Annotated in this window: 27 protein-coding genes; 16 read left to right on the top strand and 11 right to left on the bottom strand. The window is 57.0% G+C overall.

Annotated features, from left to right (window positions below):
* Positions 1–280: 280 nt before the first annotated feature.
* The 5 genes from GYN01_RS19045 to GYN01_RS19025 are packed head-to-tail and all read left to right on the top strand — an operon-like array spanning position 281 to position 4,055.
* Positions 281–676, top strand: a complete 396-nt coding sequence (locus GYN01_RS19045) for a hypothetical protein (RefSeq protein ID WP_048363145.1) — start codon at positions 281–283, stop codon at positions 674–676.
* Positions 669–2,045, top strand: a complete 1,377-nt coding sequence (locus tag GYN01_RS19040) for a class II fumarate hydratase (protein WP_203307612.1) — start codon at positions 669–671, stop codon at positions 2,043–2,045. Before GYN01_RS19045 ends, GYN01_RS19040 begins: the two co-directional genes overlap by 8 nt.
* A gap of 28 nt (positions 2,046–2,073) precedes the next feature.
* Positions 2,074–2,523, top strand: a complete 450-nt coding sequence (locus GYN01_RS19035) for a hypothetical protein (protein ID WP_203307611.1) — start codon at positions 2,074–2,076, stop codon at positions 2,521–2,523.
* 1 nt (position 2,524) lies between these two features.
* Entirely contained in the window at positions 2,525–3,136 is a 612-nt protein-coding gene (locus GYN01_RS19030) for a superoxide dismutase (RefSeq protein ID WP_203307610.1), read from the top strand.
* Positions 3,137–3,161: 25 nt separating this feature from the next.
* Positions 3,162–4,055, top strand: coding sequence for a ZIP family metal transporter (locus tag GYN01_RS19025; RefSeq protein ID WP_048363149.1), 894 nt, complete (start codon positions 3,162–3,164; stop codon positions 4,053–4,055).
* A gap of 175 nt (positions 4,056–4,230) precedes the next feature.
* Here GYN01_RS19025 and GYN01_RS19020 read toward each other — a convergent pair whose 3' ends face one another.
* From GYN01_RS19020 to GYN01_RS18975, 10 genes are all read right to left on the bottom strand, one after another.
* Positions 4,231–4,503, bottom strand: coding sequence for an HPr family phosphocarrier protein (locus tag GYN01_RS19020; RefSeq protein WP_203307609.1), 273 nt, complete (start codon positions 4,501–4,503; stop codon positions 4,231–4,233).
* 15 nt (positions 4,504–4,518) lie between these two features.
* The gene (gene rapZ / locus GYN01_RS19015) at positions 4,519–5,376 is read right to left on the bottom strand and encodes an RNase adapter RapZ (protein ID WP_048363151.1); all 858 of its coding nucleotides are present in this window, start codon (positions 5,374–5,376) and stop codon (positions 4,519–4,521) included.
* A gap of 2 nt (positions 5,377–5,378) precedes the next feature.
* Entirely contained in the window at positions 5,379–5,843 is a 465-nt protein-coding gene (gene ptsN / locus GYN01_RS19010; protein WP_059762495.1) for a PTS IIA-like nitrogen regulatory protein PtsN, read from the bottom strand.
* Positions 5,844–5,855: 12 nt separating this feature from the next.
* A complete protein-coding gene (hpf, locus tag GYN01_RS19005) occupies positions 5,856–6,161 on the bottom strand; it encodes a ribosome hibernation-promoting factor, HPF/YfiA family (RefSeq protein WP_010170586.1) in 306 nt (101 codons plus the stop codon).
* A 75-nt stretch (positions 6,162–6,236) separates the two neighbouring features.
* Positions 6,237–7,739: an RNA polymerase factor sigma-54 gene (locus GYN01_RS19000; RefSeq protein ID WP_048363153.1), complete on the bottom strand. Its 1,503-nt coding sequence runs from the start codon at positions 7,737–7,739 to the stop codon at positions 6,237–6,239.
* A gap of 186 nt (positions 7,740–7,925) precedes the next feature.
* On the bottom strand, positions 7,926–8,651 hold the full coding sequence (lptB, locus tag GYN01_RS18995; RefSeq protein ID WP_047273366.1) for an LPS export ABC transporter ATP-binding protein: 726 nt from the start codon (positions 8,649–8,651) through the stop codon (positions 7,926–7,928).
* The gene (gene lptA, locus GYN01_RS18990) at positions 8,651–9,196 is read right to left on the bottom strand and encodes a lipopolysaccharide transport periplasmic protein LptA (RefSeq protein ID WP_048363155.1); all 546 of its coding nucleotides are present in this window, start codon (positions 9,194–9,196) and stop codon (positions 8,651–8,653) included. The genes lptB and lptA overlap by 1 nt, the downstream gene beginning before the upstream one ends.
* Positions 9,183–9,755, bottom strand: coding sequence for an LPS export ABC transporter periplasmic protein LptC (gene lptC, locus GYN01_RS18985; protein WP_048363156.1), 573 nt, complete (start codon positions 9,753–9,755; stop codon positions 9,183–9,185). Before lptC ends, lptA begins: the two co-directional genes overlap by 14 nt.
* Positions 9,756–9,763: 8 nt before the next feature.
* Positions 9,764–10,288: a KdsC family phosphatase gene (locus GYN01_RS18980; protein ID WP_048363157.1), complete on the bottom strand. Its 525-nt coding sequence runs from the start codon at positions 10,286–10,288 to the stop codon at positions 9,764–9,766.
* Positions 10,288–11,262: a KpsF/GutQ family sugar-phosphate isomerase gene (locus GYN01_RS18975; RefSeq protein ID WP_048400224.1), complete on the bottom strand. Its 975-nt coding sequence runs from the start codon at positions 11,260–11,262 to the stop codon at positions 10,288–10,290. The genes GYN01_RS18980 and GYN01_RS18975 overlap by 1 nt, the downstream gene beginning before the upstream one ends.
* A gap of 292 nt (positions 11,263–11,554) precedes the next feature.
* Here GYN01_RS18975 and GYN01_RS18970 point away from each other — a divergent pair, with 292 nt between their 5' ends.
* The 10 genes from GYN01_RS18970 (at position 11,555) to hisC (ending at position 19,582) form a co-directional block, all read left to right on the top strand.
* Complete coding sequence (locus tag GYN01_RS18970) at positions 11,555–12,364, top strand: ATP-binding cassette domain-containing protein (protein ID WP_048400222.1); 810 nt, start codon at positions 11,555–11,557, stop codon at positions 12,362–12,364.
* Positions 12,364–13,161, top strand: a complete 798-nt coding sequence (gene mlaE / locus GYN01_RS18965) for a lipid asymmetry maintenance ABC transporter permease subunit MlaE (RefSeq protein ID WP_048363160.1) — start codon at positions 12,364–12,366, stop codon at positions 13,159–13,161. The genes GYN01_RS18970 and mlaE overlap by 1 nt, the downstream gene beginning before the upstream one ends.
* Positions 13,161–13,628: an outer membrane lipid asymmetry maintenance protein MlaD gene (mlaD, locus tag GYN01_RS18960; RefSeq protein WP_048363161.1), complete on the top strand. Its 468-nt coding sequence runs from the start codon at positions 13,161–13,163 to the stop codon at positions 13,626–13,628. The genes mlaE and mlaD overlap by 1 nt, the downstream gene beginning before the upstream one ends.
* A gap of 11 nt (positions 13,629–13,639) precedes the next feature.
* Positions 13,640–14,287, top strand: a complete 648-nt coding sequence (locus GYN01_RS18955; RefSeq protein ID WP_048400220.1) for an MlaC/ttg2D family ABC transporter substrate-binding protein — start codon at positions 13,640–13,642, stop codon at positions 14,285–14,287.
* A complete protein-coding gene (locus tag GYN01_RS18950) occupies positions 14,284–14,589 on the top strand; it encodes an STAS domain-containing protein (protein ID WP_048363163.1) in 306 nt (101 codons plus the stop codon). The genes GYN01_RS18955 and GYN01_RS18950 overlap by 4 nt, the downstream gene beginning before the upstream one ends.
* 114 nt (positions 14,590–14,703) lie before the next feature.
* The gene (locus GYN01_RS18945) at positions 14,704–14,943 is read left to right on the top strand and encodes a BolA family protein (protein ID WP_048363164.1); all 240 of its coding nucleotides are present in this window, start codon (positions 14,704–14,706) and stop codon (positions 14,941–14,943) included.
* A gap of 22 nt (positions 14,944–14,965) precedes the next feature.
* The gene (gene murA, locus GYN01_RS18940; protein ID WP_048363165.1) at positions 14,966–16,231 is read left to right on the top strand and encodes a UDP-N-acetylglucosamine 1-carboxyvinyltransferase; all 1,266 of its coding nucleotides are present in this window, start codon (positions 14,966–14,968) and stop codon (positions 16,229–16,231) included.
* A 182-nt stretch (positions 16,232–16,413) separates the two neighbouring features.
* Positions 16,414–17,049 (top strand): ATP phosphoribosyltransferase, encoded by a 636-nt coding sequence (gene hisG / locus GYN01_RS18935; RefSeq protein WP_048363166.1) that lies wholly within the window; start codon positions 16,414–16,416, stop codon positions 17,047–17,049.
* A gap of 152 nt (positions 17,050–17,201) precedes the next feature.
* Positions 17,202–18,527: a histidinol dehydrogenase gene (gene hisD / locus GYN01_RS18930; protein ID WP_048400214.1), complete on the top strand. Its 1,326-nt coding sequence runs from the start codon at positions 17,202–17,204 to the stop codon at positions 18,525–18,527.
* 2 nt (positions 18,528–18,529) lie between these two features.
* Positions 18,530–19,582 (top strand): histidinol-phosphate transaminase, encoded by a 1,053-nt coding sequence (gene hisC / locus GYN01_RS18925; protein WP_048400212.1) that lies wholly within the window; start codon positions 18,530–18,532, stop codon positions 19,580–19,582.
* Positions 19,583–19,776: 194 nt separating this feature from the next.
* Here hisC and algW read toward each other — a convergent pair whose 3' ends face one another.
* A complete protein-coding gene (gene algW / locus GYN01_RS18920; protein ID WP_048363169.1) occupies positions 19,777–20,931 on the bottom strand; it encodes a Do family serine endopeptidase AlgW in 1,155 nt (384 codons plus the stop codon).
* 101 nt (positions 20,932–21,032) lie between these two features.
* Between algW and GYN01_RS18915 the strand changes: the two genes are divergently transcribed.
* Positions 21,033–21,791 carry a Nif3-like dinuclear metal center hexameric protein gene (locus GYN01_RS18915; RefSeq protein WP_048363170.1) on the top strand — a complete coding sequence of 253 codons (759 nt, stop codon included), beginning with the start codon at positions 21,033–21,035 and terminating at the stop codon, positions 21,789–21,791.
* Positions 21,792–21,914: the final 123 nt, after the last annotated feature.

Here is a 21,914-nt window from a genome sequence, read left to right as displayed (position 1 = left end):
AGTGATGCCTTTCAATTATCTGATGCCTTGAGTTCTGAAACCGTGAAGAGGCCAGAAAGCTGCTGGATCAATATATTTCCCGAAGCGCTCAGATCGGCACCGAAGCTTGATTTGGCCGAGTCTCTGGTTAAACACAAAACGCTGCCCTTTCTTTAGCCTTGAATGAGGTCATTGATCGCACCCTTTAGCCCTGGGCGCTTTAAACGAGCGCTTTGGTCGGGGTTGTTTTGATAATCAATATCGCTTAATAATGAATCTCATTATCGAGCGAGCCAGAGTCATGAGTGCTGCCTTGCATGAAGGGCCTTATCTGGAAAGCTGGCGCTGGATGAGCCGCCAGATCCGTTGCGGGCTGGCGCCCGACGAGCCGCGCCTGATTGAGCACTATTTAGCAGAAGGCCGTTATCTGGCCTGCTGTACGTCAACCTCCCCCTGGACGATTGCCGTGACCTCGTTCCGGCTTTTGCTGGATACCGCTGCCGACACTGCGTTGCCCTGGCATTGGCGCAATGTGTGTCTGGACCATGCGTGGCGACCGCTGCGCGACCTCGAAACGCAATCTCTGTGCGGGTGCCGACTCAAGCGCTGGCAAAGCTTTGCCTGGCAATTGGCAACCTGTGAACTCGAACCGTCAATTTCTTTAATCGAACTGGTGCAAGGATTTCCCGATGACTAATACGCGTATCGAACGTGACAGCATGGGCGAGTTGCACGTGCCTGAGACGGCGCTGTACGGCGCCCAAACCCAGCGTGCGGTGAACAACTTTCCCGTCAGCCATCAGCGCATGCCTGCGCAATTCATTCGTGCATTGATTTTGGCGAAAGCCGCAGCGGCCAAGGCCAACGTGGAGTTGGGGCAAATCAGCGAAGCACAGGGCAAAGCCATCGTTGAATCCACGCAAATTCTGCTTGAAGGCGATTACATGGAGCACTTTCCGGTGGATATTTTCCAGACCGGCTCGGGCACCAGTTCCAACATGAATGCCAACGAAGTGATCGCCACCCTGGCCACGCAGGTGCTGGGTGAAGCGGTCAACCCCAACGATCACGTCAACTGCGGCCAAAGCAGCAACGACATCATTCCCACTACCATTCACGTCAGTGCAGCGCTCGGCTTGCATGAACAACTGCTGCCAGCGCTGACCCATCTGGTGCAGGTGATCGAGCGCAAGGCCGAGCAGGTGCATGTGTACGTCAAAACCGGCCGTACGCACTTGATGGATGCGATGCCGGTGCGCATGAGTCAGGTACTCAACGGCTGGGCGCAGCAGCTCAAGGCCAATATTGAGCATTTGCATAATCTGCAACCCGCGCTGCAATCGCTGGCTCAGGGCGGTACGGCCGTGGGCACCGGCATTAACGCGCATCCCAAATTCGCCGGGCTGTTCAGCCAGCAACTCAGTGCGTTGACGCAGCTTGAATTCACGCCGGGCAAGGATCTGTTCGCGCTGATCGGCTCCCAAGACACGGCGGTGTCGGTTTCGGGCCAGCTCAAAGCAACAGCCGTGTCGCTGATGAAAATTGCCAACGACTTGCGCTGGATGAACTCTGGCCCGCTGGCCGGTCTGGGCGAAATTGAACTGCAAGCCTTGCAGCCTGGCTCTTCGATCATGCCGGGCAAGGTCAATCCGGTCATCCCGGAGGCGACGGCGATGGTTGCGGCTCAGGTGATCGGTAACGACACGGTGATCACGGTGGCGGGGCAATCGGGCAACTTTGAGCTCAACGTGATGTTGCCCGTGATTGCTCAGAACCTGCTGAGCAGCATCGAGCTGCTGGCAAACGTCAGCCGGTTGCTGGCTGACAAGGCGATTGCCAGTTTCAAGGTCAACGAAGCCAAACTTAAAGAAGCGCTGTCGCGTAACCCGATTCTGGTGACGGCGCTCAACCCCATCATTGGTTACCAAAAGGCCGCTGAAATCGCCAAGACCGCTTACAAGCAAGGTCGTCCGGTGATTGACGTCGCCCTTGAGTTTACGGACCTGCCGCGCAGCCAGCTTGAAGCGCTGCTGGACCCCGAAAAGCTGACGGCTGGCGGCGTTTAATCCCCCTGACACTGTTTTGGAGGCGCACATGGAACACTGGAAACGCACGATCGAAAGAGCCAATCGCTGTTTCGCTGAGGGCGAGCTGGTTGATGCGCGAGAGCACTATTTGCAGGCGCTGGCGCTGGCTCAAGTGTTGTTCGAGCGCTGGAGTGATGCCGACGAAGCAGTGGCAGCCTGCGTGATTTCACATCACAACCTGGCGGACTTGCATTTACGCCTCAATCAGCCGGAAGAAAGCGTCGAGTACCTGTGTTCGATTCATCAACGCTTGTTACACACCATGCAGAACCTGCGATTCAAGTCCGAACTGCGTGAAGCCGCGTTACGTCACAGCAGTAAAACCTACGTGGAACTGTTGAATTTCATCAGTGAACACGGCGAATACCCGCGCTCTGATCTCTTGCTCAAAAACACGGCTGCCCAATCCAGTCGCGCACTCTCCACAACCAGTGGCCATATTCCAGGAGTCCATTGATATGACGTACACCTTGCCTGCCTTGCCTTATGCCTACGACGCGCTTGAGCCACATATCGATGCGCAAACCATGGAGATCCACTACACCAAGCATCATCAGACCTATATCAACAACTTGAACGCGGCAGTCGAGGGCACCGAGTGGGCACAGTGGCCCGTCGAAAAACTGGTGGCCGGCGTGCATCAGTTGCCCGAAAAGCTGCGCGCAGCGGTGATTAATCAGGGCGGCGGGCATGCCAACCACTCATTGTTTTGGGAGGTGATGAGCCCTAAAGGCGGTGGCAAGCCCGAAGGTGCCTTGGCCAAGGCAATTGATGAGCAACTCGGTGGACTGGAGGCTTTCAAAGACGCGTTTACCAAAGCGGCATTGACGCGTTTCGGCAGCGGTTGGGCCTGGTTGAGCGTCACCCTGCACAACACCCTGGTGGTGGAGAGCAGTGGCAATCAGGACAGCCCGCTGATGAGCGGTAACACGCCGATTTTGGGCCTGGATGTGTGGGAGCACGCCTATTACCTGCGTTACCAGAACCGACGGCCTGAATACATCAATGCGTTTTACAGCGTCATCAACTGGCCTGAAGTAGCGCGTCGCTATCAAGCAGCTATGGTCTAAGCCTACACAAAAGGATTAGGCGGATATGGGCACGCAAATTTTGGCGGTCGGCGGCGTGCGAATGTTTCGCTATGCCCTCGGCACGCTGTTGCTGTTGGCGGGCACTGCATTGTTGGTGGCCAAAGGATTGGTGTGGCTGGATCTCGAACCCAAGATGCTCAGGGCCCTGCAAGGCGGGGCCTTGTGTGCCTTGGGAACAGCGCTGGGCGCCGTACCGGTGCTGGTGATCCGTAATATGCCGGTGGCGGTCAGCGATACCTTGTTGGGATTTGGTGCCGGGGTGATGTTGGCGGCCACGGCCTTCTCCCTGATTGTGCCGGGCATAGCCGCTGCGCAAAGCCTTGGACTGTCGGCGTGGGCGTCAAGCGGGCTGGTTAGCGGCGGCATTCTGCTGGGTGCCCTGTGCTTGTTTCTGGTGGACTTGAAAGTGTCGGGTGCCGGGCCTGAAGTCATTGTCAGTCGCCCTGGAGAGCCTGTTATTGCCCCGCGCATCTGGTTGTTCGTGATTGCGATTGTGGCCCACAACATTCCTGAGGGTATGGCTGTCGGTGTATCTGCCGGTGGTGGAATGCCGGATGCCGACAGTCTGGCAATGGGCATTGCGCTGCAAGATGTGCCCGAAGGCTTGGTCATTGCACTGGTGCTGGCGGGTGCGGGCATGTCGCGGGTCAGGGCGTTCTTGATTGGCGCAGCGTCCGGTCTGGTCGAGCCAGTGTTTGCAGTGCTGTGCGCCTGGCTGGTGAACCTGGCGGAGTTGTTGTTGCCATTGGGACTGGCCCTGGCTGCGGGGGCGATGCTATTGGTGGTTACGCAGGAAGTGATCCCGGAATCGCGACGTAATGGTCACGAAAAGCTGGCCAGCCTTGGGTTGTGTGTGGGGTTCTGCGTGATGATGGTGATGGACACGGCGTTGGGATAAATCACGGCCTGTAGTCGCTGTCGAGGCATGAGACTGCGATCGGGCGCGAAGCGATCGTAAAACCGATAACAGCGGGGTATCTGGACTCACGAGGTTAAATGGCATGACGGCTGCTTCGCAGTCGGACGCAGCCTGGCATTACTCGTCAGCTGTTACGAGTCATGCAGCGCAGTAGCTATTCGCCTTCATCGAAGAAGTTGTTGATGAGGGCGACCAGCGCATCCAGCGCTTCCTGTTCTTGTTCACCTTCAGTTTTTACATGGATTCGGGTCCCTTTGCCTGCGGCGAGCATCATCATTGCCATGATACTTTTGCCGTCGACCATGGTCTCAGGCGAGCGACCTGCTCGCACCTGGCAAGGGTACTTGCCCGCAATACCTACGAACTTGGCGGATGCCCGAGCGTGAAGGCCCAGCTTGTTGATGATTTCGATTTCCATAGCTGGCATTGCGGGGTAGGTCCTTCAAGTAAGGTCGCGGTGGCGAACCTGAACGTTTTTCAGGGTTTCTTGCAGGCATTTGCCCAAGCGCTCAGTCAGGTACACGGAGCGGTGATGTCCGCCAGTGCAACCAATACCAATGGTCACATAGGCGCGGTTACTGGCAGCAAAGCGGGGTAACCATTTGAGCAGATAACTGGAGATGTCCTGATACATTTCCTCGACATCCGGTTGTGCTGCCAGGTACTCGGCCACCGGTTGATCCAGCCCGGATTGCTCACGCAACTCGGGTTTCCAATACGGATTGGGCAGGCAGCGCACGTCAAACACCAGGTCAGCATCTACCGGCATGCCACGTTTGAAGCCAAACGACTCGACCAGAAAGGCGGTGCCAGGTTCAGGCTTGTTCAGCAGACGTAGTTTGATGGTGTCGCGTAGCTGATACAGGTTCAGATTGGTGGTGTTGATTGTCAGGTCGGCCAGATCTGCGATCGGACCAAGCAGTTGGGTCTCATCGCGAATGGCCTCGGCCAGCGAGCGGCTGGCGCTGCTCAGCGGGTGCCTGCGGCGGGTTTCCGAGAACCGTTTGAGCAGCGTCTCCTCGTCAGCGTCCAGGTACAGCACATCGCACTGAATATGGCGGTTGCGCACTTCTTCAAGCAGCTGTGGAAAGCGCGACAGATGGCTAGGCAGATTGCGCGCATCAATCGACACGGCCACCAATGGCTGCGCCAATTCAGTGTGAATCAGCGCTCGCTCTGCCAGCTCAGGCAGCAAACCGGCGGGCAAGTTGTCGATGCAGTAAAAGCCGTTGTCTTCGAGGACGGCCAGGGCAGTGCTTTTACCGGAGCCGGAGCGTCCGCTGACAATGATTAAGCGCATGTTTATTGACCGTTCTGTTCGTCCAGAACAACCTGATACAACGCTTCGTTGCTGGGTGCATGGCGTAGTTTTTCGCGAACTTCTTTGCGATCGAGCATGCTGGCGATCTGCCGGAGCAGCTCCAGGTGTGCGTCGGTGGCCGCTTCTGGCACCAGCAAAACGAACAACAGGTCGACCGGCGCGCCATCAATGGCGTCGAAATCTATGGGGGCATCCAGGTGCAGCAAGGCGCTGACAGGCGTCTCGCAGCCCTTGAGGCGGCAGTGGGGGATTGCGATGCCGTTGCCAAAACCGGTTGAACCCAGTTTTTCACGGGCGATCAGGGCCTCGTAAACAGCTTGCGTATCCAGTTCAGGCACTTCTCGGCCGATCAGGTTGGCAATTTGTTCGAGGGCGCGCTTTTTACTGCCGCCCGGCACGTTCACGAGTGAACGGCCGGGGGTCAGGATGGTTTCAAGTCGGATCATGGGTAGGGAGTGTTAGCGGCCAGTGCCTTGAAGGAGGCTCTGCTGCTTTTCCTTATGCTTTTTGATTTGGCGATCCAGCTTGTCGGTCAGGTCGTCAATGGCTGCATACATATCTGAATGCTCCGCATTGGCGACTACTTCCCCGCCGGGTATACGCAAGGTGGCTTCGATTTTCTGCTTCAGCTTTTCGACAGTCATAATGACTTGCACGTTGGTGATTTTGTCGAAATGCCCCTCAATTCGTTTGAGTTTTTCGCCGATATAAGCGCGCAGCGGTTCAGTCACTTCCAGTTGGTGTCCACTGATGTTGACTTGCATACAGTTTCTCCTTCGTTGCCAGTGCATAAAGCGGCGGGTGGGAATACCCGCCACTGGAACGCGGTGGCAGGCCCGTCACATCAAACGCTTACGCTCGCTCGAAGGCGCGATCCCAAGGGACTCGCGGTACTTGGCGACCGTACGACGGGCTACCTGAATACCTTGTGCCTCCAGTAAACCAGCGATCTTGCTGTCACTCAACGGCTTTTTCTGATTTTCAGCCGCGACCAGTTTTTTGATGATCGCGCGAATCGCTGTGGACGAGCATTCGCCGCCTTCAGAGGTGCTGACATGGCTGGAGAAAAAGTACTTCAATTCATAAATGCCCCGCGGGGTATGCATGAATTTCTGGGTGGTGACCCGTGAAATCGTTGATTCGTGCATGCCGACGGCTTCTGCAATGTCATGCAACACAAGTGGCTTCATGGCTTCGTCGCCATACTCCAGAAAACCGCGTTGATGCTCGACAATTTGCGTCGCCACTTTCATCAGGGTTTCGTTGCGGCTTTGCAGGCTTTTGATAAACCAGCGGGCTTCTTGCAGTTGATTGCGCATGAACGTGTTATCGGCGCTGGTGTCCGCACGGCGTACAAAACCTGCGTATTGCGCGTTAACCCGCAGACGTGGCACGGACTCTTGATTGAGCTCCACCAGCCAGCGTTCGTTGTCTTTGCGCACGATAACGTCCGGCACGACGTATTCGGCTTCGCTTGATTCAATTTGCGAGCCTGGACGCGGGTTCAGGCTTTGCACCAGCTCGATGACCTGGCGCAGTTCGTCTTCCTTGAGCTTCATGCGCCGCATGAGCTGGCTGTAATCACGCGCGCCCAGCAGGTCGATGTAGTCGGTGATCAAGCGTTTGGCTTCAGCCAGCCAAAGCGTTTTTTCCGGTAACTGACGCAATTGCAGGAGCAGGCACTCGCTCAGGTTGCGCGCCCCGATACCCGCAGGCTCGAATTGCTGGATGCGATGCAGGACGGCTTCGATCTCATCGAGTTCAATGTCCAGTTCAGGATCAAAGGCTTCGAGGATCTCTTCGAGGGTTTCGTCCAGATAGCCCTGATTGTTGATGCAGTCGATCAGGGTTACACCGATCAGTCGGTCGGTGTCCGACATGGGCGCCAGGTTCAATTGCCACAGCAGATGACTTTGCAGGCTTTCGCCAGCGGATGTGCGCGTGGTGAAGTCCCATTCGTCGTCATCGTTGCTGGGCAAGCTGCTGGCGCTGGTCTGGTAGACGTCTTCCCACGCGGTGTCGACAGGAAGCTCATTGGGAATACGGTCGTTCCACTCGCCGTCTTCCAGGTTGTCCACAGTGGGGGCGGACTCTTGGTAAGAGGGCTCTTGGATCTCGTTGATATCGTTTGTGGGTTTTTGCTCGATGTTGTCAGCCAAGGGGTCCGTATTGTCGAAATCTTCGCCTTCTTCCTGGCGTTCGAGCATCGGATTGGATTCCAGGGCCTCCTGGATTTCCTGTTGCAGGTCCAGGGTCGACAATTGGAGCAGGCGTATGGCTTGTTGCAGCTGAGGTGTCATTGTCAGCTGCTGGCCCATTCTCAGGACTAGCGATGGTTTCATGGCAGGGGCTTAACACCTTATTCGCCGGCGCACATGGCGCCATCCACTACAAGGGCGCGTGAGCGCCAAACATAAGCAAATTATATGCCTGAAACCGTAGCGTTTGCCTAGAGGCGTTTTCAATTTGCCCGAATGAGGTGGGCAAATTGAGAACGCCTGCAAGGCAGGTTGAAGCAGGGGAGGGGCTTACAAGCGGAACTCGTTGCCCAGGTACACTTCTCTCACCAGTTTGTTGGCCAGAATCGTTTCAGCGTCGCCTTCAGCAATCAGTTGTCCGTCGTTAACGATGTAAGCCGTTTCGCAAATATCGAGAGTTTCGCGGACGTTGTGATCGGTGATTAGCACGCCAATGCCTTTGGCCTTGAGGTGATGGATGATTTGCTTGATGTCGCCCACAGAGATCGGGTCGACACCGGCAAAGGGTTCATCGAGCAGGATGAACTTGGGGGCAGTGGCCAATGCGCGGGCGATTTCTACCCGGCGACGCTCGCCACCCGACAGGCTCATGCCCAGGTTGTCGCGAATGTGGTTGATATGGAATTCCTGCAACAGGCTTTCCAGCTCTTTGCGACGACCTGCTTTATCCAGTTCCTTGCGCGTTTCGAGGATCGCCATGATGTTATCGGCGACCGACAATTTGCGGAAAATGGAGGCTTCTTGCGGCAGATAACCGATACCGGCGCGTGCGCGACCGTGCATCGGCTGATGGCTGACATCCAGGTCATCAATCAACACGCGGCCCTGATCGGCCTGCACCAGGCCCACGATCATGTAGAAGCAGGTGGTCTTGCCGGCACCGTTCGGGCCGAGCAAGCCAACAATCTGCCCGCTGTCGATCGACAGGCTGACGTCACGCACTACCTGACGGCTTTTGTAGCTTTTAGCCAAATGCTGGGCTTTCAGAGTTGCCATTACTGGGCCTTCTGCGCGTCAGTTTTTTTCTTCGGCTGGATCACCATGTCGATACGAGGGCGAGGCGCAGTAACGCTGCTGCCAGTGGCGCGACCCGCATTGGCGACTTGTTTGACCGTGTCGTAGACGATTTTCTCGCCTTCGGTGGTGTTGCCGTCGTTGATGACCTTGGCTTTGTCGATCAATACGATGCGGTTTTGCGGCGCATGGTACTGAATGGTCACGCCGTAGGCTTGAACCGGTTTAGGGTCTGTGGCTTTTTGCAGTTGCTCAAAGTAGGCCAGGTTGCCGACCGAGGTGACCACGTCAATTTCGCCCGCAGCATTGCGCGTGATAGTGACCGTGTTACCGGTAATTTTCATCGAGCCTTGAGTGATGATTACGTCGCCCTTGTAGGTCGCGACGCCTTTTTTATCATCCAGCTGCGCTTCGTTAGCCTGAATGCGGATAGGCTGTTCGTTGTCGTTCGGCAGAGCCCAGGCGCTCACGCTTCCCAGTGCTGCGCTCAGGCTGAGCAATAAAGGGAGGGTTTTAACGAGACTCATACTGTCCTCTTACGTTGGACAGCAGGTCCATCCTGCCGTCTTTCAAATATGCTTTCATGCCATTGGCGGTGGTCACACCGCCAGCGCCGTCGATTCTAACGGCTTGCTCGGTCTGCGCATATTGCTTCTGTGGGAATACTGTCATGCGTGAGCTGGTGATGATCAGCTCGCGGTTTCGTTCGTCGGTACGAGCGACCCGTACCGAGTCGATCAATTCGACTTCAGTGCCATCCGGGTTCACTTCGCCACGCAGGCTTTGAACGTGCCACGGGAAGGTGGTTCCGCGGTACATCTGCAAGTCCGGGTTGGTCAGCAACGTCACTTCGCTGGCCTTGAGGTGCTCGACTTTGTCGGACGTCATTTCGTATTGCAGCTTGCCGTCCGGCAGGTACTGAAGGCTGTGCGCATTGATAGCGTAATAGTCGATAGCGGTTTCATCGACGGCCACGGCGGGTTTGTCGAGGAAGCGCTCCGGGCTGATATTCCAGTAGCCAACGGCGGCAAACAGCGCAGCAATGACCCCGAATAACAGGAAATTGCGAATTTTTTTACTCAGCATAGAAAGCTCTATAGGTAGGCAGCGTGAGCGGCATCAAGGCGGCCTTGGGCGCGCAGGATCAATTCACAAAACTCTCGGGCGGCACCTTCACCGCCCCGCGCTTGTGTCACGCCGTGGGCGTGCTCGCGCACGAAACTGGCGGCATTGGCCACGGCCATGCCCAGACCTACGCGGCGGATAACCGGCAAGTCCGGCAAGTCATCGCCCAAATAGGCGACCTGTTCATAGCTTAGGTTGAGTTGGCCGAGAAGCTCGTCCAATACCACTAATTTGTCTTCACGCCCCTGATACAGGTACGGGATACCAAGGTTTTGCGCACGACGCTCAACCACAGGGGTTTTGCGGCCACTGATAATTGCCGTTTGCACGCCGCCAGCCATCAGCATCTTGATGCCCTGGCCGTCGAGGGTATTAAACGTTTTGAACTCGCTGCCGTCCTCAAGGAAGTACAGCCGGCCGTCGGTCAGCACGCCATCAACGTCGAAAATGGCGAGTTTGATCCCTTTGCCGCGTTTGAGTAAATCGCTGCTCATTACATCACTCCTGCGCGCAGTAAATCGTGCATGTTCAAGGCGCCGACAGGGCGGTCATCCTTGTCGACGACAACCAGCGCGCTGATTTTGTGGTCTTCCATGATTTTGAGGGCCTCAGCGGCCAGCATATCGGCACGCGCTGTCTTGCCGTGCGGGGTCATGACGGTGTCGATGGTTGCGTTGCGGATATCGATTTCCCGATCCAGCGTGCGGCGCAAGTCGCCGTCAGTGAAGATCCCGGCCAGACGGCCATCGGCTTCGGTGACAACGGTCATGCCCAGCCCCTTGTGGGTCATTTCCATCAGTGCGTCCCGAAGCAGCGTGCCGCGTACCACTTGCGGAAGCTCTTCGCCTGCGTGCATGACGTTTTCTACTTTAAGCAGCAAGCGACGGCCGAGGGCGCCACCAGGGTGCGAAAAAGCGAAGTCTTCAGCGGTAAAACCGCGCGCTTCAAGCAAGGCAATGGCCAGTGCATCACCCAGCACCAGCGTCGCGGTGGTGGAGGAGGTCGGCGCCAGGTTCAGTGGGCAAGCCTCTTGGGCCACGCGGGCATCCAGGCTGACGTCAGCGGCTTTGGCCAGTGGTGATTCAGGGTTGCCGGTCATGCTGATCAATTGAATGCCCAGGCGCTTGATCAGCGGCAGCAAGGTGACGATTTCGGCGGTCGAGCCCGAATTGGACAGCGCGAGGATGATGTCATCGCGGGTGATCATGCCCATGTCACCGTGGCTGGCTTCGGCGGGATGAACAAAAAAAGCCGTGGTGCCGGTGCTGGCCAGCGTGGCGGCTATTTTGTTGCCTATGTGCCCGGATTTGCCCATGCCGACGACGACTACTCGGCCCTTGCTCGCCAGAATCATCTCGCAAGCGCGTACGAAATCAGCGTCGATACGGGGCAGTAAATCTTCTACGGCTTCCAGTTCGAGGCGGATGGTGCGTTGTGCAGATTGAATCAGGTCGCTGGATTGGCTCATGTTTGAAGTCGGGTAGCCTGAGAAAAGGCGGCGATTATAGCGGTTCTGCGCAATTCCCTCACGTTAGATCGTCATGCTTTGTTGTCGCTGGTAACAAAGCGTCATTGGACTTTAGGATGAATTGTGATTTTTTCACTGTCTTGAACCTGAATAGGCACTCCTTCGGCCTTGGGCGGTCAGTATCAGCAGTGATATAGTTCGCCGCCAGTTCGGCCCGCTCAAGGAACGCGCGCTTCCTGAAAAGAAGCTTGGTGTCCGGTTAGAGGCAGAGGCTGCATCGCAAGGAGTTTAGATGAGTGCCGATAACGCCTACGCGGTCGAGCTGAAGGGAGTTTCCTTCAAGCGCGGTGCGCGCAGCATCTTCAATAACGTCGATATTTGTATCCCGCGTGGCAAAGTCACGGGGATCATGGGGCCGTCCGGTTGCGGCAAGACCACTCTGTTGCGCTTGATGGGAATGCAACTGCGTCCCACTAGCGGAGAAGTGTGGGTTAACGGTCAGAACTTGCCTACGTTGTCGCGCAGTGACCTGTTCGACGCCCGCAAGCATATGGGTGTGCTGTTTCAGAGTGGCGCGCTGTTCACCGATCTGGACGTGTTCGAAAACGTTGCCTTCCCGTTACGGGTTCATACCGAATTGCCGGAAGAAATGATCCGCGACATCGTGCTGCTTAAATTGCAGGCGGTGGGTTTGCGTGGCGCCATCGACTTGATGCCGGACGAGCTGTCCGGCGGTATGAAACGCCGTGTGGCGTTGGCCCGGGCGATTGCGCTGGACCCGCAAATCCTGATGTATGACGAACCGTTCGTCGGTCAGGACCCCATTGCCATGGGCGTGTTGGTGCGTCTGATTCGTCTGCTCAATGATGCGCTGGGTATCACCAGCATTGTGGTTTCTCACGACTTGGCCGAAACAGCGAGCATTGCCGACTATTTATATGTAGTGGGCGATGGTCAGGTGCTGGGGCAGGGCACGCCTGAAGAGTTGATGAACGCTGATAATCCGCGCATTCGTCAGTTCATGACCGGCGATCCGGACGGTCCGGTACCGTTTCACTTTCCGGCGTCGGACTACCGAACCGATCTTCTGGGGAAGCGCTGATGCGCAAACAATCAATAATGGACCGTGTCGCACTGTTCGGCCGGGCCGGGATCGATATTGTCTCGGTGCTGGGGCGTTCGACGATTTTCCTGTTTCACGCCTTGCTGGGGCGTGGCGGTCTCGGCGGCGGCTTTGGGCTGTTGCTCAAACAACTGCATTCCGTCGGCGTCATGTCGCTGGTGATTATTGTGGTTTCGGGCGTGTTTATCGGCATGGTCCTGGCGCTGCAAGGCTTCAGTATCCTGTCCAGCTACGGTTCTGAGCAGGCGGTCGGGCAGATGGTAGCCTTGACCCTGCTGCGCGAGTTGGGGCCGGTGGTAACCGCGCTGTTGTTCGCCGGGCGCGCCGGGTCTGCGTTGACCGCTGAAATCGGCAACATGAAATCGACCGAGCAACTGTCCAGCCTGGAAATGATTGGCGTCGATCCACTGAAATACATCATCGCGCCACGCTTGTGGGCCGGGTTCATTTCCCTGCCGGTGCTAGCGATGATCTTCAGTGTGGTCGGGATCTGGGGTGGTTCGTGGGTGGCGGTGGACTGGCTGGGCGTCTATGACGGTTCCTACTGGGCCAATATGCAGAACAGCGTGACCTTCAGTGGTGACGTGCTTAACGGGATCATCAAAAGCATCGTCTTTGCGTTTGTAGTGACCTGGATTGCCGTGTTTCAAGGTTATGACTGTGAGCCCACTTCAGAGGGGATCAGCCGTGCCACTACCAAGACCGTGGTGTATGCCTCTTTGGCTGTACTCGGGCTGGACTTTATTTTGACCGCCTTGATGTTTGGAGATTTCTGATGCAAAACCGCACCATGGAAATCGGTGTCGGCCTGTTCCTGCTGGCTGGCATCCTGGCTTTGCTGTTGCTCGCCCTTCGGGTCAGTGGACTGTCCCCGACCGCCAGCAACGACACCTACAAGCTGTATGCCTATTTCGACAATATTGCCGGTCTGACCGTGCGCGCCAAGGTCTCGATGGCGGGCGTGACCATCGGTAAAGTCACTGCGATTGACCTGGACCGTGACAACTTCACGGCCCGCGTCACGCTGCAACTCGAAAAGAAAGTCGATAACCTGCCGACCGATTCGACTGCGTCTATCCTCACGGCGGGCCTGTTGGGCGAAAAATACATCGGTATCAGCGTGGGCGGGGAAGACACCCTGCTCAAAGACGGTGGAACTATTCACGACACCCAATCGTCACTGGTTCTAGAAGACTTGATCGGCAAGTTCTTGCTCAATACCGTCAGTAAAGACGCCAAATAAGGAGTGTTTTGATGATTTCTCTTTTACGTCGTGGCCTGCTGGTGATGTTGGCAGCAGCCCTTCCGCTGATGGCTAATGCGGCACCGGGGCAATCTGCCCATGACATCGTTCAAGACACTACCACCCGTTTGCTGGCTGACCTTCAAGCCAACAAAGAGCAGTACAAGCAAGACCCGAGCAGGTTTTACGATGCCTTGAACAGCATTGTCGGGCCGGCTGTAGATGTTGAAGGTATTTCCAAAAGCATCATGACCGTTAAGTACTCGCGAAATGCAACGCCTGCGCAAATGCAGCGCTTTCAAGAGAACTTCAAGCGCAGCCTGATGCAGTTCTACGGTAACGCCTTGCTTGAATTTAAAAATCAGGGCATCACCGTCGGGCCAGCCAAGGATGAAAGCGGCGACCGCACCAGCGTTGACATGATCGTCAAAGGCGATAACGGCGCCACTTACCCGCTGTCCTACACCCTCAACAAGGTGAAAGGTGAGTGGAAAGTGCGCAACGTGATTGTTAACGGTATCAACATAGGTAAGTTGTTCCGCGATCAGTTCTCTGATGCCATGCAGAAAAATGGCAACAACCTGGATAAAACCATTGATAACTGGGCAGGCGAAGTGGCCAAGGTCAAGCAAGAGACTGACAAGGCCATCGACAAATGAGTGAGGGCGCCGTAACCCTGGCCGGTGAAAGCGAGTTGCGACTCAGTGGCGTGCTTGACTACCAAACCGGCCCTCGTTTGCGCAAGGAAGGCCAGGCCCTGATCAAAAAGGCGCTGGCCAAATCCTTGGTCGTCGATTGCTCGGGCGTCACCAAGTCCAGCAGCGTGGGGTTATCGCTCCTGTTGTGCTTCATCCGTGACGCACAGGCCCTGAACAAGCCATTGAGCATTCGTGCCATGCCCGAAGACATGCGCGAAATCGCGCAGGTTTCGGGCTTGACTGAACTGTTGGCACATCATTAATCGCCATTTATAGAGAAGCCCCCCGTCAGAGTCCTGTTTTACGGGGTTCGCAGGCGCGGGGCTTTTTTGTATGATGGCCGACCCGCGCGCGATAGGCGCTGATTGAGGTTGAGCATGCAGGCCGTAGAAGTGAAGCGCTTTCTTGAGATAAAGCTGCCTGATATCCAGATAGAAGTTGAGGGCGAAGGCTGCAACTTTCAGCTGAATGTGATCAGTGACGAACTGGTGGCCTTGAGCCCGGTGAAACGTCAGCAAAGCATCTATGCCCATTTGAACCCGTGGATCGCTGATGGCAGCATCCATGCGGTCACTATGAAATTCTTCAGCAGCGCGGCCTGGGCCGAGCGCACCTGAGCCCATTGGCGTCGAGATTGTTATGGATAAATTGATTATTACTGGCGGTGCCCGTCTAGACGGCGAGATCCGCATTTCCGGGGCAAAAAACTCTGCTCTGCCGATTTTGGCTGCAACCCTGCTGTGCAATGGCCCGGTGACGGTTGCCAACCTGCCGCACCTGCACGACATCACCACGATGATCGAGCTGTTCGGGCGCATGGGCATCGAGCCTGTGATCGATGAAAAACTCAGCGTCGAAATCAACCCCAACACCATCAAAACCCTGATCGCCCCGTACGAACTGGTTAAAACCATGCGTGCATCGATCCTGGTATTGGGTCCGATGGTGGCGCGTTTTGGTTACGCAGAAGTGGCCTTGCCGGGCGGTTGCGCCATCGGTTCGCGTCCGGTTGACCTGCACATCCGTGGCCTTGAAGCCATGGGCGCTGTGATCGACGTTGAAGGCGGTTACATCAAGGCCAAGGCACCTGAGGGCGGCTTGCGTGGTGCAGACTTCTTCTTTGACACCGTCAGTGTGACCGGCACTGAAAACATCATGATGGCCGCCGCACTGGCCAATGGCACCAGCGTACTGAAGAACTCGGCGCGTGAGCCTGAAGTCGTCGACCTGGCCAACTTCCTGAACGCCATGGGCGCCAAGGTCAGCGGTGCTGGTACCGACACCATCACCATTGAAGGTGTTAAAGAGCTGCACTCTGCGACTTACCGCGTAATGCCCGACCGTATCGAGACCGGTACGTACCTGGTCGCTGCTGCCGTGACCGGCGGCCGCGTGAAGGTCAAGGACACCGATCCGACTATCCTTGAAGCCGTGTTGGAGAAGCTGAAGGAAGCGGGCGCAGAAATCACCACCGGTGATAATTGGATCGAGCTCAACATGCACGGCAAGCGTCCTAAAGCCGTTAACGTGCGTACCGCTCCCTACCCGGCGTTCCCGACCGACATGCAGGCGCAGTTCATCTCGTTGAACGCCATTGCTGAAGGCACCGGCGCTGTGATCGAGACCATCTTCGAAAACCGCTTCATGCACGTGTACGAACTGCACCGCATGGGCGCCAAGATCCAGGTCGAAGGCAACACAGCCATCGTGACCGGCACCGAAACACTCAAGGGTGCGCCAGTGATGGCAACCGACTTGCGTGCATCGGCCAGCCTGGTGATCTCGGCGCTTGTCGCTGAAGGTGACACCTTGATCGATCGCATCTACCACATAGACCGTGGCTACGAGTGCATCGAAGAGAAACTGCAAATGCTGGGTGCCAAAATCCGCCGCGTTCCGGGCTAGTTTTTGGTGTCAGGCATCATGGGCACACGGACTGTGCCCAGCCGCCAGGTGACGTAATGCCTTGTACGCGCTACCTTACCTGGCTTCGAATCGTTCAAGTCGAGCCTGATTATCAGGCTCGATGTTTGTCCGGCGCCGATTGCGTCCGGGCATAAGTACCCTGATAAGGACTTACGTTTCCCATGCTGACCATTGCATTGTCCAAGGGCCGTATCCTTGACGACACTCTGCCGCTTCTCGCTGAAGCGGGCATTGTGCCGACCGAGAATCCGGACAAAAGCCGCAAGCTGATCATCCCGACCTCTCAGCCAGACGTACGTCTGCTGATCGTACGCGCCACCGATGTGCCGACTTACGTTGAGCACGGTGCTGCCGACCTTGGTGTCGCCGGCAAAGACGTGCTGATGGAGTACGGTGGTCAGGGCCTGTACGAGCCGCTGGACCTGCGTATCGCCCAGTGCAAGCTGATGACCGCAGGTGCTGTGGGCGCCGTTGAGCCTAAAGGGCGTTTGCGCGTTGCCACCAAGTTCGTCAATGTGGCCAAGCGTTACTACGCCGAACAAGGCCGCCAGGTTGACATCATCAAGCTGTACGGCTCGATGGAACTGGCCCCGCTGATTGGCCTGGCCGACAAAATCATCGACGTGGTCGATACCGGTAACACCTTGCGTGCCAATGGCCTGGAACCTCAGGAATTCATTGCCGCCATCAGCTCCCGTCTGGTGGTTAACAAGGCTTCGATGAAAATGCAGCACGCCCGTATTCAAGCCCTGATCGATACCCTGCGCCAAGCAGTGGAATCTCGACACCGCGGCTGACTCTCCTGCGCGACTGACCCTAAAGTCGCGCCCCTCTATCCGCGTAATCGCCAGAAATCTCAGGTATCCGCGCGGATGGCTTGTTAGTCTTGCTGTGCTCGCTGTGTAACATTATGAAATCTAAGCATTCGCCAATTACCGAGGCCCTCGCTATGACCGCTCCCACTGCTATTCGTCGTCTCAACGCTGCTGACCCGGACTTCGCGCAGCATCTGGATCATTTGCTGAGCTGGGAAAGTGTGTCTGACGACTCGGTCAACCAGCGTGTGCTCGACATCATCAAGGCCGTGCGCGAGCGTGGCGATGCAGCACTGGTTGAGTTCACTGAGCGTTTCGACGGGCTGCAAGTGGCCTCGATGGCAGACTTGATCCTGCCCCGTGAACGTCTGGAACTGGCATTGACCCGTATCACGGCACCGCAGCGTGAAGCGTTGGAAAAAGCTGCGCAGCGTGTACGCAGCTATCACGAAAAACAGAAACAGGATTCCTGGACCTACACCGAGGCTGACGGCACGGTGCTGGGCCAAAAAGTCACTCCGCTGGACCGCGCCGGTCTTTACGTGCCAGGCGGAAAAGCGTCGTATCCCTCGTCGGTGTTGATGAACGCAATCCCGGCCAAGGTGGCTGGCGTGGCTGAAGTGGTCATGGTGGTGCCGACCCCGCGTGGCGAAATCAACGAACTGGTGCTGGCGGCCGCGTGCATCGCGGGCGTGGACCGGGTGTTCACCATCGGTGGCGCGCAAGCGGTGGCAGCACTGGCGTATGGCACCGAAAGCGTGCCTAAAGTCGACAAAGTGGTGGGGCCGGGCAACATTTATGTTGCCACCGCCAAGCGTCACGTATTCGGCCAAGTGGGGATCGACATGATCGCCGGGCCTTCGGAAATTCTGGTGGTGTGTGATGGTCTGACCGATCCGGACTGGATCGCCATGGACCTGTTCTCCCAGGCCGAGCACGACGAAGACGCGCAAGCGATCCTGGTCAGCCCGCACGCCGAGTTCCTCGACCAAGTGGCGGCGAGTATCGCCAAGTTGCTGCCGACGATGGAACGTGCCGAGATCATCAACACGTCGATCAATGGTCGTGGTGCGCTGATCCTGGTGAACGACATGCAGCAGGCCATTGACGTGGCCAACCGCATCGCCCCGGAACACCTGGAGTTGTCGGTGGCTGACCCGCAGGCCTGGTTGCCGCAGATTCGCCACGCGGGCGCTATTTTTATGGGCCGTCACACCTCAGAAGCGTTGGGCGATTACTGCGCAGGCCCCAACCACGTGCTGCCCACATCGGGCACCGCACGGTTTTCTTCACCGCTGGGGGTGTATGACTTTCAGAAGCGTTCCTCGATCATCTTCTGCTCCGAGCAGGGCGCGTCCGAGCTGGGCAAAACGGCATCGGTACTGGCCCGTGGCGAGTCGTTGACCGGACACGCGCGCAGTGCTGAATACCGGATCATCGCCGACGAACAGGGGCAATAAGCATGAGCAAATTCTGGAGTCCATTCGTTAAAGAACTGGTGCCTTATGTGCCGGGCGAGCAGCCGAAACTGACCCGGCTGGTCAAGCTCAACACCAACGAAAACCCTTACGGCCCGTCGCCTAAAGCGCTGGCGGCGATGCGCGCTGAAATCAACGATGACCTGCGCCTGTACCCGGACCCCAACAGCGACCTGCTCAAGCAGGCGGTGGCCGAGTACTACGGGGTGCAGACTCAACAGGTCTTCCTCGGCAACGGTTCCGATGAAGTGCTGGCGCATGTCTTCAATGGCCTGTTTCAGCACGACAAACCGCTGTTGTTTCCAGACATCAGCTACAGCTTCTATCCGGTGTACTGCGGCCTTTATGGCATTGAATTCGATGCGGTGCCGCTGGATGAGCAGTTCCAGATCCAGCCTGAAGATTACGCCAAGCCTAACGGCGGGATTATTTTCCCCAACCCCAACGCCCCTACTGGCTGTTTGCTAGCGCTGGACGCCATCGAGCAATTGCTTATCGCCAGCCCGGATTCCGTGGTGGTGGTGGACGAAGCCTATGTTGATTTTGGTGGCGAGACGGCCATCAGCCTGGTGGATCGTTACCCGAACCTGCTGGTGACACAAACCTTGTCCAAGTCGCGTTCGCTGGCGGGTTTGCGGGTGGGCCTGGCGGTGGGGCATCCGGATCTGATCGAGGCGCTGGAGCGGATCAAAAACAGCTTCAATTCATACCCGCTGGACCGTGTGGCCATCGCCGGGGCCGCCGCTGCGTTTGCAGATCGCGACTACTTCGAGCAAACCTGCAAGGCGGTGATCGACAGCCGTGAGCAGATGGTTGAGCAGTTGCAGGCATTGGGTTTTGAGGTGTTGCCGTCAGCGGCCAACTTCATCTTTGCCCGCCACCCGGAGCACGATGCGACTGCGCTGGCAGCAAAATTGCGTGCGCAGGGCGTGATCGTACGGCACTTCAAACAACTGCGAATTGCCCAGTTCCTGCGTATCAGCATCGGCACGCCGCAGCAGAACGCGGCGTTGATTGAAGGGTTGTCGGGTGTGTAATCGGCCAGGCTAAAACCTGTGGTTACACTGTTGCCGATCAGGCATCGCGGGGCGCGAAGCGCTCGTAAACCATTCAGCGCGGTGCCACAGAGGCATCGCAAACATCGGGTTTACGATCGTTTCGCAATCGGACGTCGACTTCGCCAAGGGCTACTCCAACCTCGGTTTCTTCGGTTTCTTCGGTTATGCGGGATTTATTCCTGCTGTGGCGGCTGTTCTTGCGGTGGGCGCAAGCCTACTTCGGCCGTGAGCTTGAGCTCTTTACCGTTGCGCATGACCTGAATACTGATTTTGTCCGAAGGCTTGATTCGGGCCACTTGGTTCATCGAGCGACGCCCGTCGCTTGCCGGTGCGCCATCAATGCTCAGAATCACGTCACCCAGTTGCAGGCCTGCTTTTTGCGCAGGGCCATCGCGGAAAATACCCGCCACGACAATCCCCGGACGACCGCTCAGGCCAAATGATTCGGCCAGATCCGGGGTCAATGGTTGCACCTCAATCCCCAACCAGCCACGAATCACCTGGCCGTGTTCAATGATCGACTTCATGACTTCCATTGCCAGGTTGATCGGAATCGCAAAGCCAATGCCTTGCGAGCCGCCGGACTTGGTAAAAATAGCGGTGTTGATACCGGTCAGGTTGCCATTGGCATCCACCAGCGCGCCGCCCGAGTTGCCGGGGTTGATCGCGGCATCGGTCTGGATAAAGTCTTCGTAGTTGTTAAGACCCAGCTGGTTACGCCCGGTGGCGCTGATGATGCCCATGGTGGTGGTCTGGCCCACACCGAACGGGTTGCCGATGGCCAGGGCAATGTCACCGATACGCAGCGTGTCGGAGCGACCAATGGTGATGGCTGGCAGGTTTTTCAGGTCAATTTTGAGTACTGCCAAATCTGTTTCAGGATCGCTGCCAATGACCCGGGCCAGGGTTTCACGCCCGTCTTTGAGTGCCACCACGATCTGGTCAGCGTTCAACACCACATGGTTATTGGTCAGCAAGTAGCCTTCCGGGCTCATCAGCACGGCTGAGCCGAGGCTGGACTCCATACGCTTTTGCTTGGGTGCGTTGTTGCCGAAAAAGTGCCGGAACTGCGGGTCTTCAAACAACGGGCGGGCGTTTCGGTTCACCACCTTTGTGGTGTACAGGTTAGCCACGGCCGGTGCGGCGCGAACCACGGCATCGGCGTACGTCACCGGGCCCTGTTGCACGTAATTGGTTTGCGGCGCTTGTTGCAGATTAACGTCCAGACTCGGCAGCCCGACCCATTGCGGGTAACGCTGAATAATCAGCAAAGCGATAAGCACGCCAGCCAGCAGTGGCCAGCCAAAAAAACGCAAAGCCTTGAGCATTGAACTAAGTCCTGAAGGTTGCAGAGCCTGCATCACGGCCCATAATGGCGGCCATTATACGAGGGCTGCGCGCCTCTGAACGCTATATTTAGGAGTCTTTTATGGCTGTCGCCTTGAGCACCCTGGTTGAAGAAGCCAATCGTTACCTGAACTGTGCTGCCATCGGCGATTACTGCCCCAACGGTTTGCAGGTCGAAGGGCGGCCTCAAGTGCTGCGTATTGTCAGTGGCGTGACCGCCAGCCAGGCGTTGCTGGACGCCGCCGTTGAAGCTCAGGCGGACTTGGTGCTGGTGCATCACGGTTACTTCTGGAAGGGTGAAGACCCGTGCATCACGGGCATGAAGCAGCGTCGCCTCAAAACGTTACTCAAACACGACATCAGCCTGCTGGCCTATCACTTGCCGTTGGACGTGCACCCTGAGGTGGGCAATAACGTGCAGCTGGCCCGGCAACTGGACATTACCGTCGAAGGCCCGCTGGACCCCGCCAATGCCAAAGTGGTGGGGTTGGTCGGGTCGCTGGCGGAACCGGTGACTGCGCGTGATTTTGCCCGTCGGGTGCAAGAAGCTCTGGGCCGCGAACCGCTGCTGATTGAAGGCAGCGACATGATCCGTCGCGTGGGTTGGTGCACAGGCGGTGGCCAGGGTTACATCGATCAAGCCGTGCTGGCCGGTGTCGATTTGTACCTCAGTGGCGAAGCGTCGGAGCAGACCTTCCACAGTGCGCGCGAAAACGACATCAGTTTTATTGCCGCCGGGCATCATGCCACCGAGCGGTATGGCGTACAGGCATTGGGCGATTACCTGGCCCGACGCTTTGCCCTTGAGCACCTGTTCATCGATTGCCCTAACCCCATCTGAAACGACCCCGCAGGCTGCGATCTTTCAATTGTTCGCAGCCTGCGGCGGCTCCTGCGAGTAATCAATCGGGCAAACTCCGCGATCTATTCTTAGACGTTTTCGATCTAGTCGGCGCCCTCTATA

Source organism: Pseudomonas weihenstephanensis (assembly GCF_016812185.1).
Classification (GTDB): Bacteria; Pseudomonadota; Gammaproteobacteria; order Pseudomonadales; family Pseudomonadaceae; genus Aquipseudomonas; species Aquipseudomonas weihenstephanensis.
Note: the sequence above shows the minus strand (reverse complement) of the source record. Positions and strands in the feature narration are given on the sequence as shown.

What these genes read in the sequence shown, in the direction of transcription:
- GYN01_RS19045 (WP_048363145.1), top strand. Translation starts at nt 281, where the DNA reads ATGAGTGCTGCCTTGCATGAAGGGCCTTATCTGGAAAGCTGGCGCTGG.
- ptsN (WP_059762495.1), bottom strand. Translation starts at nt 5,843, where the DNA reads ATGATCCGACTTGAAACCATCCTGACCCCCGGCCGTTCACTCGTGAAC.
- lptB (WP_047273366.1), bottom strand. Translation starts at nt 8,651, where the DNA reads ATGGCAACTCTGAAAGCCCAGCATTTGGCTAAAAGCTACAAAAGCCGT.
- GYN01_RS18955 (WP_048400220.1), top strand. Translation starts at nt 13,640, where the DNA reads ATGATTTCTCTTTTACGTCGTGGCCTGCTGGTGATGTTGGCAGCAGCC.
- GYN01_RS19025 (WP_048363149.1), top strand. Translation starts at nt 3,162, where the DNA reads ATGGGCACGCAAATTTTGGCGGTCGGCGGCGTGCGAATGTTTCGCTAT.
- hisG (WP_048363166.1), top strand. Translation starts at nt 16,414, where the DNA reads ATGCTGACCATTGCATTGTCCAAGGGCCGTATCCTTGACGACACTCTG.
- GYN01_RS18945 (WP_048363164.1), top strand. Translation starts at nt 14,704, where the DNA reads ATGCAGGCCGTAGAAGTGAAGCGCTTTCTTGAGATAAAGCTGCCTGAT.
- hpf (WP_010170586.1), bottom strand. Translation starts at nt 6,161, where the DNA reads ATGCAAGTCAACATCAGTGGACACCAACTGGAAGTGACTGAACCGCTG.
- GYN01_RS18970 (WP_048400222.1), top strand. Translation starts at nt 11,555, where the DNA reads ATGAGTGCCGATAACGCCTACGCGGTCGAGCTGAAGGGAGTTTCCTTC.
- GYN01_RS19030 (WP_203307610.1), top strand. Translation starts at nt 2,525, where the DNA reads ATGACGTACACCTTGCCTGCCTTGCCTTATGCCTACGACGCGCTTGAG.
- GYN01_RS19040 (WP_203307612.1), top strand. Translation starts at nt 669, where the DNA reads ATGACTAATACGCGTATCGAACGTGACAGCATGGGCGAGTTGCACGTG.
- hisD (WP_048400214.1), top strand. Translation starts at nt 17,202, where the DNA reads ATGACCGCTCCCACTGCTATTCGTCGTCTCAACGCTGCTGACCCGGAC.
- hisC (WP_048400212.1), top strand. Translation starts at nt 18,530, where the DNA reads ATGAGCAAATTCTGGAGTCCATTCGTTAAAGAACTGGTGCCTTATGTG.
- rapZ (WP_048363151.1), bottom strand. Translation starts at nt 5,376, where the DNA reads ATGCGCTTAATCATTGTCAGCGGACGCTCCGGCTCCGGTAAAAGCACT.
- mlaD (WP_048363161.1), top strand. Translation starts at nt 13,161, where the DNA reads ATGCAAAACCGCACCATGGAAATCGGTGTCGGCCTGTTCCTGCTGGCT.
- lptA (WP_048363155.1), bottom strand. Translation starts at nt 9,196, where the DNA reads ATGAGTCTCGTTAAAACCCTCCCTTTATTGCTCAGCCTGAGCGCAGCA.
- lptC (WP_048363156.1), bottom strand. Translation starts at nt 9,755, where the DNA reads ATGCTGAGTAAAAAAATTCGCAATTTCCTGTTATTCGGGGTCATTGCT.
- GYN01_RS18915 (WP_048363170.1), top strand. Translation starts at nt 21,033, where the DNA reads ATGGCTGTCGCCTTGAGCACCCTGGTTGAAGAAGCCAATCGTTACCTG.
- GYN01_RS19020 (WP_203307609.1), bottom strand. Translation starts at nt 4,503, where the DNA reads ATGCCAGCTATGGAAATCGAAATCATCAACAAGCTGGGCCTTCACGCT.
- GYN01_RS19035 (WP_203307611.1), top strand. Translation starts at nt 2,074, where the DNA reads ATGGAACACTGGAAACGCACGATCGAAAGAGCCAATCGCTGTTTCGCT.
- algW (WP_048363169.1), bottom strand. Translation starts at nt 20,931, where the DNA reads ATGCTCAAGGCTTTGCGTTTTTTTGGCTGGCCACTGCTGGCTGGCGTG.
- GYN01_RS19000 (WP_048363153.1), bottom strand. Translation starts at nt 7,739, where the DNA reads ATGAAACCATCGCTAGTCCTGAGAATGGGCCAGCAGCTGACAATGACA.
- mlaE (WP_048363160.1), top strand. Translation starts at nt 12,364, where the DNA reads ATGCGCAAACAATCAATAATGGACCGTGTCGCACTGTTCGGCCGGGCC.
- murA (WP_048363165.1), top strand. Translation starts at nt 14,966, where the DNA reads ATGGATAAATTGATTATTACTGGCGGTGCCCGTCTAGACGGCGAGATC.
- GYN01_RS18950 (WP_048363163.1), top strand. Translation starts at nt 14,284, where the DNA reads ATGAGTGAGGGCGCCGTAACCCTGGCCGGTGAAAGCGAGTTGCGACTC.
- GYN01_RS18980 (WP_048363157.1), bottom strand. Translation starts at nt 10,288, where the DNA reads ATGAGCAGCGATTTACTCAAACGCGGCAAAGGGATCAAACTCGCCATT.
- GYN01_RS18975 (WP_048400224.1), bottom strand. Translation starts at nt 11,262, where the DNA reads ATGAGCCAATCCAGCGACCTGATTCAATCTGCACAACGCACCATCCGC.